This window comes from Pseudomonas sp. G.S.17 (assembly GCF_038096165.1).
GTDB lineage: Bacteria > Pseudomonadota > Gammaproteobacteria > Pseudomonadales > Pseudomonadaceae > Aquipseudomonas.
Map to the genome: position 1 here is coordinate 2,248,210 of NZ_CP151076.1, position 12,572 is coordinate 2,260,781.

At 60.1% G+C, this 12,572-nt stretch carries 12 protein-coding genes; 10 read left to right on the forward strand and 2 right to left on the reverse strand.

Annotated elements, in window-relative coordinates:
- Window positions 1-8: 8 nt before the first annotated feature.
- Window positions 9-875, reverse strand: a complete 867-nt coding sequence (locus AABC73_RS10355) for a LysR family transcriptional regulator (protein ID WP_020290277.1) — start codon at window positions 873-875, stop codon at window positions 9-11.
- A 102-nt stretch (window positions 876-977) separates the two neighbouring features.
- On the opposite strand from AABC73_RS10355, the gene AABC73_RS10360 reads away from it, so the two are divergent.
- From AABC73_RS10360 to AABC73_RS10400, 9 genes are all read left to right on the forward strand, one after another.
- Window positions 978-2,099: a muconate cycloisomerase family protein gene (locus AABC73_RS10360; protein ID WP_341523487.1), complete on the forward strand. Its 1,122-nt coding sequence runs from the start codon at window positions 978-980 to the stop codon at window positions 2,097-2,099.
- Between the two features lie 64 nt (window positions 2,100-2,163).
- Window positions 2,164-2,454, forward strand: a complete 291-nt coding sequence (catC, locus tag AABC73_RS10365; protein ID WP_341523488.1) for a muconolactone Delta-isomerase — start codon at window positions 2,164-2,166, stop codon at window positions 2,452-2,454.
- A gap of 51 nt (window positions 2,455-2,505) precedes the next feature.
- The gene (catA, locus tag AABC73_RS10370; protein WP_341523489.1) at window positions 2,506-3,411 is read left to right on the forward strand and encodes a catechol 1,2-dioxygenase; all 906 of its coding nucleotides are present in this window, start codon (window positions 2,506-2,508) and stop codon (window positions 3,409-3,411) included.
- 92 nt (window positions 3,412-3,503) lie between these two features.
- Entirely contained in the window at window positions 3,504-4,451 is a 948-nt protein-coding gene (locus tag AABC73_RS10375) for an AraC family transcriptional regulator (RefSeq protein WP_341523490.1), read from the forward strand.
- A 106-nt stretch (window positions 4,452-4,557) separates the two neighbouring features.
- A complete protein-coding gene (locus AABC73_RS10380; RefSeq protein WP_341523491.1) occupies window positions 4,558-5,934 on the forward strand; it encodes a Rieske 2Fe-2S domain-containing protein in 1,377 nt (458 codons plus the stop codon).
- Window positions 5,931-6,419 carry a benzoate 1,2-dioxygenase small subunit gene (gene benB / locus AABC73_RS10385; protein WP_341523493.1) on the forward strand — a complete coding sequence of 163 codons (489 nt, stop codon included), beginning with the start codon at window positions 5,931-5,933 and terminating at the stop codon, window positions 6,417-6,419. The genes AABC73_RS10380 and benB overlap by 4 nt, the downstream gene beginning before the upstream one ends.
- 10 nt (window positions 6,420-6,429) lie before the next feature.
- Window positions 6,430-7,452, forward strand: a complete 1,023-nt coding sequence (benC, locus tag AABC73_RS10390; RefSeq protein ID WP_341523494.1) for a benzoate 1,2-dioxygenase electron transfer component BenC — start codon at window positions 6,430-6,432, stop codon at window positions 7,450-7,452.
- Between the two features lie 10 nt (window positions 7,453-7,462).
- Entirely contained in the window at window positions 7,463-8,224 is a 762-nt protein-coding gene (locus AABC73_RS10395) for a 1,6-dihydroxycyclohexa-2,4-diene-1-carboxylate dehydrogenase (RefSeq protein WP_341523495.1), read from the forward strand.
- Window positions 8,225-8,346: 122 nt separating this feature from the next.
- Window positions 8,347-10,920, forward strand: coding sequence for an EAL domain-containing protein (locus AABC73_RS10400; RefSeq protein WP_341523496.1), 2,574 nt, complete (start codon window positions 8,347-8,349; stop codon window positions 10,918-10,920).
- Window positions 10,921-10,929: 9 nt separating this feature from the next.
- Here AABC73_RS10400 and pcaD read toward each other — a convergent pair whose 3' ends face one another.
- Window positions 10,930-11,718 carry a 3-oxoadipate enol-lactonase gene (pcaD, locus tag AABC73_RS10405; RefSeq protein ID WP_341523497.1) on the reverse strand — a complete coding sequence of 263 codons (789 nt, stop codon included), beginning with the start codon at window positions 11,716-11,718 and terminating at the stop codon, window positions 10,930-10,932.
- A 392-nt stretch (window positions 11,719-12,110) separates the two neighbouring features.
- On the opposite strand from pcaD, the gene AABC73_RS10410 reads away from it, so the two are divergent.
- Window positions 12,111-12,545 (forward strand): GNAT family N-acetyltransferase, encoded by a 435-nt coding sequence (locus tag AABC73_RS10410; protein ID WP_341523498.1) that lies wholly within the window; start codon window positions 12,111-12,113, stop codon window positions 12,543-12,545.
- Window positions 12,546-12,572: the final 27 nt, after the last annotated feature.

Below are 12,572 nucleotides of genomic sequence, written 5' to 3' on the forward strand. Positions count from 1 at the left end.
CGCGTGCGTTATTTCTTGCTCAGCAACGCCAGGCATTGCTGGAGCACGGGCGAGACGTCTCCGGCGCGATAACTGACCACGATGGGCGAAGTCGCGCTGCTGTCCAGCAACGACGTATAGCCAATGTCGTCGCGGTGCAGGCGCTGTACCGAGGCGGGAACCAGCGTGATGCCGATGCCCGCCGCGACCAGGCCGATGGCGGTCTGCATCTCGTTGACGGTTTGCGCGACGCGGATGCGCAAGCCTTGTCCGGCAAATATCCCCAGCACATGATCGGCGTAACTCGGCCTTGGACTGCCTGGATACAGCACGAAAGGTTCGGCCGCCAGTTGCTTGAGGGTCGCCGGCCCCGCCAACAATGGATGCCCGGCCGGTAACGCCGCGACCAGCGGATCTTCCCGAAGAATCTGCTGGGTGATCGCCGGATCATCAAACAGCAGCCGTCCGAAGCCGACGTCGATGCGTCCACTTTTCAGGGCTTCGAGTTGCTGCAAGGTGATCAGCTCGGACAAACCCAGCTCGATGTCGCCCAAGGCGCGCAGGCGGCGGATCAGATCCGGCAACGCGCCATACAGCGTCGAAGGCGCAAAGCCGATGCCCAGCCAGCGTTTCTCGCCCGCTGCCACGCGTCGGGTATCGTCGCTGATCCGCGCTAGCTGCTCCAGCAACTGACTGGAATGCTCGTGAAAGAATCGGCCCGCGTCGGTCAGCCGCAGCGGTCTTGAACGCTCCAGCAGCGCTACGCCCAACTCGTCTTCCAGTTGCTGGATCTGTCTACTCAGGGGCGGCTGGGCGATGTTCAGCTGTTCGGCGGCGCGGGTGAAATTCAGGGTCTGGGCGAGCACTCTGAAATAGCGTAAATGACGAAGCTCCACGATACCTCCAGGGTATTAAGCGAGACCTAATCAATATTGGACGGTGTTGTTCTCCAGCGTCAATCTCTGCGTAAGACAAATAAAACGTAGATGGACACGCCCATGACTGCCATTACCATCGAACGCTTCGATACCCAGATCGTCGACTTGCCCACCATACGCCCGCACAAGCTGGCGATGCATACCATGCACGGCCAAACGCTGGTCATCCTGCGCATCTTCTGCAGCGACGGGATCGTCGGCATCGGCGAAGCCACCACTATCGGTGGCCTGGCTTACGCCGGGGAAAGCCCGGAAAGCATCAAGGTTAACCTGGACAAGTGGTTCGCGCCGCTGCTCATCGGCCAGGATGCCAGCAACCTCAACGCCGCGATGCAAAGAGTTGATCACGCCATTCGAGGCAATACCTTCGCCCGCTCGGCGGTGGAAACGGCGTTGCTCGACGCACTCGGCAAGCGCCTAGGCCTGCCGGTTGCCGAAGTGCTCGGCGGGCGGGTGCGCGACGGGGTCGAGGTCGCCTGGACCCTGGCCAGTGGCGACACCCACCGGGATATCGAAGAAGCCGAACGCATGCTCGATATTCGCCGTCACCGGCACTTCAAACTGAAGATCGGCGCGGGCGAACCGGCGCGCGACATCGCTCACGTCGCGGCAATCAAGCGCGCCTTGGGTGATCGCGCCAGTGTGCGCGTCGACATCAATCAGGCGTGGAGCGAAGCCGTCGCCGTGCGTGCCTGTCGGTTATTGGCCGATGCAGGCGTGGAGCTCATCGAGCAACCGCTGTCGCGGCATGATCGCGCCGGTATGGTGCGGTTGAGCGCCCACAGCCCGATTCCGTTGATGGCCGATGAAGCCATCGAGTCGGTGCAGGACAGCTTTGCCCTGGCGCAAATGGGCGCGGCTTCGATTTTTGCCCTGAAGGTTGCCAAGACCGGTGGCCCGCTGGCGGTGTTGCGCACGGCGGCCATCGCCCAGGCGGCGGGCATCGGCCTGTACGGCGGCACTATGCTCGAAGGCAGCGTCGGCACCCTGGCCGCCGCCCATGCCTTCGCCACGCTGGACAAGCTTGAATGGCACACCGAACTGTTCGGGCCGCTGTTGCTGACCGAAGACATTCTGCTTGAGCCACCGGTCTACAAGGATTTCCAGCTGCTGATCCCGAGCACGCCGGGCCTCGGGCTGGAACTGGATGACGAACGCCTGGCGCGCTTTGCCCGCCGCTGAGTCGCGATGACTTTGCCGCAACGTTGCAAAAGAAATCTGCCCAACACAAGAGGACACCCACGCCATGCTTTTTCACCTGCGCATGACCGTTAAACTCCCTGTCGACATGCCGGCCGAGCAGTCCGCCCGGCTCAAGGCCGATGAAAAGGAACTTGCCCAGCGTCTGCAACAAGAGGGGACCTGGCGTCACCTTTGGCGCATCGCCGGGCTCTATGCCAACGTCAGCGTATTCGACGTGGCGGATGCCCAGGCGCTGCACGACACGCTGATGCAACTGCCGCTTTATCCGTACATGGAAATCGAAGTCATGGCGCTGTGTCGGCATCCGTCTTCGATTCATGCCGACGACCGCTGAGTTCGTTTCAGCAATCGCTACATCACAAGAACAATGATGAGGACAACCGCCATGACTATCCGTATTTCCCAAACCGCACAGGTTCAGCAGTTTCTCGAAGGCGCTGCCGGTTTCGATCAGCCGGCGGGCAGCCAGCGCATGAAAACTGTGGTCCACCGGGTGTTGAACGACACCGTAAAAATCATCGAAGACCTGCAGATTACGCCCGAAGAATTCTGGAAAGCCGTCAACTATCTCAACGAGTTGGGCAGCCGTCAGGAAGCCGGACTGCTCGTGGCCGGTCTCTGTCTTGAGCACTACCTCGATTTGTTGATGGACGCCGAAGACGAGCAGGCCGGCCATGTCGGCGGTACGCCGCGCACCATCGAGGGTCCGCTGTATGTCGCGGGCGCTCCACTGTGCGAGCACCATGCCCGGCTGGATGACGGTCAGGACCCAGGCACCGTCTTGTTCATGCGTGGTCAGGTGCGCGGCACAGATGGCGCGCCGTTGGCCAACGCCATCGTCGATGTCTGGCACGCCAATACCGGCGGCACCTATTCGTACTTCGATCCTGCGCAATCGGAATTCAACCTGCGTCGCCGCATCCTGACCGATGCCCAGGGTCGTTATGAATTTCAGAGCATCGTGCCTTCGGGTTATGGCTGCCCGCCGGATGGACCGACGCAACACTTGCTCGACCAACTGGGTCGTCATGGCCAGCGGCCCGCGCATATCCACTTCTTTATCTCGGCTCCCGGTCATCGCCATCTGACGACGCAGATCAATCTCGCCGGGGATCACTACCTGCACGACGATTTTGCCTACGCCACCCGCGATGAGCTGATCGCCGAGATCCGTTTCAGCGACGATGCAAGCGGCAGGCACGCTGATATCGACTTCGATTTTGAATTGCAGCCAGCGGCAGAAAGCCGCGAAGAAGAACGCCATGAACGGGTGAGGGCGCTGGAAGCCTGAAGCTTCAGTGTCTAAACGCTCTCGCCGGCCATTCACCGCCTGCGGGAGCGTTCGTCGTCATGCCAGCCTGATAAAAACAAGAGAAACCCGCCATGAACCAGTTATTGAGTGCACGCAGCCAGATATACGACCACGCCGAAGCCTACGCCGTGTCGGCATACGTCAATCAACATGTGGGCAGTCACCGTATTCGGTTACTGCCCAAAGGCCGCCCCCAGGCGAGCATCAGCCATCGGACCTTTTCCAGTCTTGACCTGTGCCGCATCAGCTACGGCGCGCCGGTGCGGGTCACCTCGCCAGCGCTGGAAACGGTTTATCACTTGCAGATTCTGTTGCGCGGCCACTGCCGTTCCAGGACCTGTGGCGAAGAGCAGATCTATCGGCCGGGCGAGATCCTGCTGATCAATCCCGATGATCCGGTGGACCTGACCTATTCGGCCGACTGCGAAAAATTCATCGTCAAGCTGCCGGTGCGCCTGATCGAAAACGCCTGCCTCGAGCAACACTGGACCTTGCCGCAACAGGGGATTCGTTTCGCTGCCGCGCGTCAGCAGCTGAAGACCATGGGCGGCTTTGTGCAGCTGTTGGGATTGATCTGCCATGAAGCCGAAAATGCGGCAGGCGCCGAAGTGCAAGGGCTGTATGAACGCATCGTCGCCAGCAAACTGCTGGAGCTTTTGAGCAGCAACGTTTTACGGGTCATCCCCAAACCTGAGGAAAGCGGCGGCTTTGAAGCGGTGCGGCAATTTATCGAGGAGCACTTGACCGAAGACATCAGCATCGAGCAATTGATGACGGTGGCCCGGGTCAGCGAACGCACGCTGTACACCTTGTTCGAGCGTCAGGTCGGGTTGGCGCCGCGTGAGTTTGTGCGCCAGCGCAGGCTGGAGCGGGTGCATGCGGTGCTGCAACTGGCGACGGCGCGCAGCGTCACCGAGGTCGCGATGGATCATGGTTTTCTGCATCTGGGCAGGTTCTCCAGTGCCTATCGCACCCGTTTCGGCGAGTTGCCCTCGCAGACCTGGCGGCGGCAGCGGTGAACACTCGCACCGGGCGGATAGCGATTCGCAGCCACTGGATATTGAGGGGCGGAGCAAGCACATAAGGTGACGGTGCCTGATACAAGAACAACCGAGGGCCTACGCCATGATCAGCACTCTCGACAGACTCGCCCGTCAACTCAGCGAATCCGTTCAGGATGACCCCACTACCGGGATCTTCCGTTGCCGCCGCGACATCTTCACCGACACCGAATTATTTGCCCTGGAGATGAAACACATCTTCGAAGCTGGCTGGGTTTACCTGGCCCACGAAAGCCAGGTGTCGGAAATCAATGACTACTTCACCACCTACATCGGCCGCCAGCCGGTTGTCGTCACCCGCGACAAACAAGGCGTGCTGCACGGCCTGGTCAACGCCTGCGCCCACCGTGGCGCCATGCTTTGCCGTCGCAAACAAGGCAATAAAGGTTCATTCACCTGCCCGTTTCACGGCTGGACCTTCAGCAACGCCGGCAAGCTGCTCAAAGTGAAAGACGCCAAGACTGGCGCCTATCCAGACAGTTTCGACTGCGACGGCTCCCACGATCTGCAACGCCTGGCCCGCTTCGAAAACTACCGGGGTTTCCTGTTCGGCAGTCTCAGCGACGCGGTTCCTGAGCTCAGCGATTACCTGGGAGAAACCCGGGTCATCATCGACCAGATGGTCGACCAGGCACCGCAAGGCCTGGAAGTGCTGCGCGGCAGTTCGTCCTACGTCTATGACGGCAATTGGAAGCTGCAAATCGAGAACGGCGCCGACGGTTATCACGTCAGCTCCGTGCACTGGAATTACTCGGCAACCATGGGCCGCCGCAACTACGAAACCGAAGGCACGCGTACCGTCGACGCCAATGGCTGGTCGAAAAGCCTCGGCGGCGTATACGCCTTTGAGCATGGGCATATCTTGCTCTGGACCCGTTTGCTCAATCCCGAAGTGCGTCCGGTGCATGCCCACCGCGAGGAGCTGGCTGAACGTCTGGGGCAGGCGCGTGCCGACTTCATCGTCGACCAGACCCGCAATCTCTGCCTGTACCCCAATGTGTACCTGATGGACCAGTTCTCGACGCAGATCCGCGTGGTGCGGCCCATCTCGGTGGACAAGACCGAAGTGACGATTTACTGCATGGCGCCCAAGGGCGAAAGTGCCCAGGAACGCGCGACGCGGATTCGCCAATACGAAGATTTCTTCAACGTAAGTGGCATGGGTACGCCGGACGACCTGGAAGAGTTTCGTGCCTGCCAGACCGGTTATCAGGGCACCACGAATCTGTGGAATGACCTGAGTCGCGGTGCCACGCAGTGGATTGACGGCGCGGACGAAAATGCCCGGCAGATGGGCATCAACCCGCAACTCAGCGGCGTGAAGACCGAAGACGAAGGCTTGTTTGTGCGCCAGCATGCCCATTGGGCCGCGACCCTGCAAAAAGCTATCAAGGTTGAGCAACAAGGCGTGATCGCCACGGACAAGGAGCTGCGTTCATGAGCATTTCCCGTGATCGCCTGCTCGATTTCCTGTACCGCGAAGCCCGTCTGCTCGATGACCGGCAGTGGGACCAGTGGCTGGAATGCTACTCGCCAAACGTGGAGTTCTGGATGCCGGCCTGGGATGACCAGGACAGCCTCACCGAAGATCCGCAACGCGAGATTTCGCTGATTTACTACCCGAGTCGCGACGGCCTTGAAGATCGGGTGTTCCGGATCAAGACCGAACGCTCCAGCGCCAGCATGCCTGAACCGCGCACCGCGCATTTCGTGGCGAATCTGGAAGTGCTGGCCGATGACGGCGAGACCGTCGAGTTGCGTTTCAATTGGCAAACCCTCAGCCATCGTTACAAGACCACGGATACGTACTTTGGCACCTCGTTCTATCGCCTCGATGTCCGGCCTGAACAGCCGCTGATCACGCGCAAGAAAGTGGTGCTCAAGAACGACTACATCCATCAGGTCATCGATATCTACCACATCTGAGGGCACGCTCATGACGTACTCCATAGCCTTGAACTTTGAGGACGGGGTGACCCGTTTCATCGACTGCAAGATCGGCGAAAAGGTGCTTGATGCCGCCTATCGCCAGCGCATCAACTTGCCCATGGACTGCTCCGATGGTGTGTGCGGGACCTGCAAATGCCGCTGTGAAACCGGCGACTATGCATTGGGCGATGACTACATCGAAGACGCCTTGAGCGACGACGAAGTCGAGCAGCGGCAAGTGCTGACCTGCCAGATGGTGCCGCAATCGGATTGCGTCATTGCCGTGCCCGTGCCGTCCAGCACCTGCAAGACCGGCACCGCGCGGTTCGCCGCCAGCGTCGCCGGTATCACCAGCCACGCCGATGCCGCGCTGGAAGTGAGTTTCGAACTGGATCAGGTGCCGGTATTTTTGCCGGGTCAGTACGTCAACATTGGTGTGCCCGGCAGCCATCAGACGCGCTCGTATTCGTTCAGCAGCAAACCCGGAGAGCGCCGGGCGAGCTTCCTGATCAAACAGGTGCCAGACGGGCTGATGAGTGGCTGGCTGGAGCGGGCTCAGGTCGGCGACACGCTTGCCATGACCGGCCCATTGGGCAGTTTTTATCTGCGCGCGGTCACCCGGCCCTTGTTATTCCTGGCCGGTGGTACCGGGCTGGCGCCGTTCCTGTCGATGCTTGAAGTGCTCGCCGAACGTCATGAAACCCGCCAGATAACGCTGATCTACGGCGTGACCCGCGATCAGGATCTGGTGATGGTCGAAGCCTTGCAAGCGTTCAGCGCACGCCTGGCCAACTTCAGTCTGGTCACCTGCGTGGCCGACCCGCAGACCAGCCATCCGCAGCAGGGTTATGTCACTCAGCACATGGCACCGAACATGCTCAACGACGGTGACGTCGATGTTTACCTGTGCGGCCCGCCACCTATGGTCGATGCAGTGCGCAAGCACTTCACGGCTGCTGGAGTGACGCCTGCCAGCTTCTACTACGAGAAGTTCACGCCCAACGCGATTGTTACCGGCGACGTTGCCTGAGGAAAACATCATGAACCCACGTTTCAACAATAAGGTCGCGCTGGTCACCGGCGCGGCTCAGGGCATTGGTCTGCGCGTCGCCGAGCGTTTGCTGGAGGAGGGTGCGTGGCTGGTGGCAGTGGATCGCTCGGAGCTGGTGCATGAATTGCAGCACTGTCGTGCGCTGACCCTGACCGCAGACCTTGAGCGACACGCTGAATGCGCAAGTGTGATGGCCGCTGCAAAAAAACGTTTCGGCCGCATCGACATTCTGATCAATAACGTCGGCGGGACGATCTGGGCCAAGCCGTTCGAGCACTATGCTGAGGACGAGATCGAATCCGAAGTGCGTCGCTCGCTGTTCCCGACGTTGTGGTGTTGCCACACCGTATTGCCGTACATGCTTGAGCAGGGCGGCGGCGCCATCGTCAATGTGTCATCCATCGCCACGCGTAGTGTCAATCGGGTTCCCTACGGCGCGGCGAAGGGCGGCGTCAATGCGCTGACCGCGTGCCTGGCGCTGGAAACTGCCGGCAGCGGCGTGCGGGTCAACGCCACCGCGCCCGGCGGCACGGAAGCACCGCCACGGCGCATCCCGCGTAACGATCAGCCGCAGAGTGAGCAGGAAAGTGTCTGGTACCAGCAGATCGTCGATCAGACGCTGAACAGCAGCTTGATGAAACGCTACGGCACCATCGACGAACAGGCCGCCGCCATTCTGTTTCTGGCTTCCGACGAGGCCTCGTATATCACCGGGGTAACCCTTCCCGTAGGCGGCGGGGATCTGGGCTGACATTGGCTGACGGCGTTTGCCTGTGCTGAAAGCCCGGCCATCTGCCTGGGCTCACCGATAAACAAAGTCGGCCGATAGAGGGGTATCGACTCTTCGCTTCACGTCATACCGCCTGGAATTACATGTCGAAATACACTCAGCTGGCTGTGCATCCGCGGCATAACCGTTCCAGCGTTTCGCTGGCGCGGGCTTCGTTGTTCAAATTTGCAGGGCTGCTGGCGGGGGTGATCCTGTTAGCCAGCGGTCTGCTCGTTTACGTGGCGCACAATCTCGACACCATCGAGGAAGTTGAAAGTGCCTTTTACACCAGAAAGGCTTTGCAATCGCTGGAGAAATCCTTGCATTCGACGGTTAAGGATTACGCTTTCTGGGGCGATGCCTATAAGCATTTGCACGCCAGTGTAGATATCGACTGGGCGTTCGTGCGGCAAAACCTAGGCTCGACCCTGTACAGCGATTTTGGTTTTCAGGGCGTGTTTGTAGTCGATGCGACCAATAGAACTGCTTACTCGGTCATCAATGGCACCCTGCAGACCATGGACCTCGCGCAATGGCTGGCACAGCCCATTGACGCAATTCTCGACCGGGCTCGCGCCGGAGCGGAGAACGAAACGCCGATAACCAGCATCGTCAATGTCCGTGGCATCCCGGCAGTGGTTGCCGCTGCAGCGATTACGCCAGGTACGGATCCGACCGTGGTTCCGGACGAAGGGCTGCCGTCGGTGTTGATTTTCGTGGAAATGCTCGACAGCACCCGGCTTGCCGCAGTAGGCCAGGACTACGGGGTCGGAGGGCTGCACATATCAACCTCCGACGAAGTCCATGAGACCTCAATACTGCCCTTGGGTGAAAACGGCTCTGCAGGTGCATTGCATTGGCAACCGCCCAAACCCGGCCAGCAACTGCTGGGGCTGGTGTTGCCCGTGATCGGTATCGCCGCGTTGCTAGTCTGGCTGATGACCTGGGCGATTTTGCGGCGTACCACGGTGGCGGCGCGAGCTCTGGACTCAAGCTTTGCCTCGCTGCAGGCCAGTCAGCAGGCGCTGACCACCAGTGAAGCGCGCTTTCGAGATGTGGTTGAAGCCAGTTCTGACTGGATATGGGAAATCGATGCCGATTGGCGCTTCACTTACCTGTCCGAACGTTTTGAAATCGTCACCGGTCTGTCCAGGGAGGCCTGGATTGGCGCGGCCATTGATGATCTGCTGCATACCGAACTAGGAGCCTTGTCGAACTGCCTGAGCACTCCGAAGCGACGTCCAGGCACCAGTTTTCAGTGCAATTACGTGGACATAAAAGGTCATGCACGGATCACGCGTCTGGCTGCGCGAGAACTGCCGGGTAACGGTTTTCGTGGCACTGCCACGGATGTCACCGAGGAAGTCGAAGCCCGGCGGCGCATCGAATTCCTGTCTCAACATGATGCGCTGACCGGCCTGCCGAACAGGATACGGCTGCAGGAGTTTCTGGACGGCAAGCTCAAGGCAGTGCCGACTCACGACCAGCCGCTGGTGATGCTCAGTCTGGACCTTGACCGATTCAAACCGGTCAACGACCTGCTGGGGCACGCGGCCGGCGACCGGGTGCTCAACGAAGTGTCGCGGCGTCTGGCAGAGTGCCTTCGCAGCGGCGATCTGGTTGCGCGGGTTGGCGGTGACGAGTTCGTGCTGATCCTCACCGATATCGGTTCCCAAGAAGGCGTCGAAGCCTTGTGCCGACGGCTGATCGACTCCATCGAACTGCCGATAGACATCGATGAGCAGGATATTTTCATCAGCGCCAGCATTGGCATCGCCATGGCCCCCAACGATGCTTCCCTGGCCGCCGAACTGCTGCGCTACGCGGATATGGCCTTGTACGAGGCGAAGGCCGGCGGCCGCAACACCTGGCGCTTTTTCGCTGATGATATGAACGCCCGGATCATCGAGCGCCGACGGCTGGAAAACGATCTGCGCTTTGCTATCAGAAACGACGAACTTCGCCTGCATTTCCAGCCACGTTATCGCATCGCCGATGGCTGCATGGTGGGCGCCGAAGCGCTGGTGCGCTGGCAGCATCCGCAGCGCGGCCTGATACCGCCGGACACATTTATCCCTATCGCCGAGGAAACCGGGCTGATTCTGCCGTTGAGCAACTGGGTGCTGACCACCGCTTGCCAATCCGCGGCCGGCTGGCCCGCAGAATTGTTCGTATCGGTAAACCTGTCGCCGACAGAGTTTCAGCGCGGCAATCTGGTCGAGAGGATTCAGCAAACGCTGGCCGACACCGGGATCGATCCGTCGCGGGTCGAACTGGAAGTCACCGAAAGCGTCATGCTCGACGACGCCGCAGGGGCGCTGGAAGTCATGCGTGCCCTTAAACGTCTTGGTGTTCGGCTGTCCATGGACGATTTCGGCACGGGCTATTCCTCGCTGAGCTACCTGCGCTCGTTCCCCTTCGATGGCCTGAAAATCGACCGCAGCTTCCTCAATCGCCTGGGCGATAGCGCGGATGACCAGTCGATTATCCGGGCGATCGTCGGCCTGGGGCGTGCGTTGTCCCTGACGGTAACAGCCGAAGGCATCGAAACCGCGGAGCATCTTGAATTGCTTAAAGCTGTTTGCTGCGAGGAAGATCAGGGTTATTTCCTGAACCGGCCAATGGACGTTCAATCCTTCAATGCTCTGCTGGGAACAATGGAGATTGAGCGCACATGACCGGCAGCGTTAACTCAGGAGGAAATCCACAACCCCGTCGGTAAAGGCTTGGCTCGCTTCCACATTCGACAGGTGCGCTGCGTTTAATACCACCCCCTTGGCGCCTTTGATTGCGTTCACCATAAAATTTCCGTCCGCCACGGTAGTCACCGGGTCCAGGTCGCCGCTGACCACCAGCACCGGCAAGCCTACCGTCGCAATCTGCTCGCGAAAGTCAGCATCACGCACCGCTGCGCAGCCGGCCGCATAGCCTGCGGGTGAAGTGTTGGCGAGCATGTCGACCAGGCGGTTTACTTGCTCTGGCTGCGTCTCGGCGAAGCGGGGCGTGAACCAGCGGGAAATAGTCGCGTCGAGCAGGGCCAGCATCGCTGGGCGGCCGTCACGCAATACCGCTTCAATGCGCGGATTCCATACTTCAGGGCTGGCGATTTTCGCGGCGGTGTTGCACAGCACCACGCGTCTCAGCCGCTGCGGGGCATTGAGCATCAGCCATTGCCCGATAAGGCCGCCCATCGACAATCCGCAAAAATCTGCCTGCCGGATGTCCAGCGCATCCAGCAACGCGAGTACGTCGCGGCCGTTTTGCTCGATGGTGTAGAGCCCCGTGCTGACCAGTGACTGGCCATGTCCGCGCGTGTCATAGCGCAATACCCGGAAATGCTCGGCCAATGCCGGGATTTGTGCATCCCACATGCCCAGATGGGTGCCGAGTGAATTGGAGAGCAGCAAGACCGGTGCAGATTGCGGACCGTCCAGCTGGTAATAGAGATCGCCGTCAGGCAGAGAAATGGTCGGCATTGAGATTCCTTGGGGATCGCAATCAAGCGAGCGGTGTATGACTTTGCCGCTTCAAGATCGCATTCCTTCAGGCCGAGGGTCCAATATTCAATGGGTCTGGGTTGATACCTCGCAGGTATCGGAGGACGGGTTGAGGGTCGGATTCGGTGCTCCAACAAAACCGCGTCGGCACAGGCAATGAAGGTGGGGCAGGTGGATTGAGGTGGGCGGGGCAGGCGTCTCGGGGACAAGTCCCCTCCTACCGGATGTGCACAGATTCGGTAGGACCGGACTTGTCCGGGAAGAACGATACCGCGCAGTGTCTGGTTCACCGAGGCCACTGTTTCGCGGGCAAGCCTCGCTCCAGCGAGTGCTAATCTGCCAGCCTGACATCCACCGACAGGCTCAACCCAATGTTCACTATCCGCGTCATGACCCTGGCCGACTACGATGCGGTCATCGACCTCATGAGCAAGACTCCAGGCATCTCGTTGCGTGACGCCGATTCTCGCGAGGCGACCGCGCGTTACCTGCAACGCAATCCGAAAATGAGTTTTGTCGCCGAAGTCGGCGATGTGCCTGGCGCGTGCGTGATGTGCGGGCATGACGGTCGTCGGGGCTATTTGCAGCATTTGGTGGTGCTTCCCGAATATCGACGCCAGGGGATCGCTACGTCGTTGGTCCAGCATTGTCTTTCGAGTCTTGAGGTGCAGGGCATCCTTAAATGTCACCTCGATGTGTTCAAGACCAACGCAGCCGCTGCGCAGTATTGGCAAGGCCAGGGCTGGCAGCTGCGCACCGACATTGACCGCTATTCGTTTACCCGATCGGGGCATGACAACGCTTGAAGCGACCTCCTTGACGCCTCGCGCGGC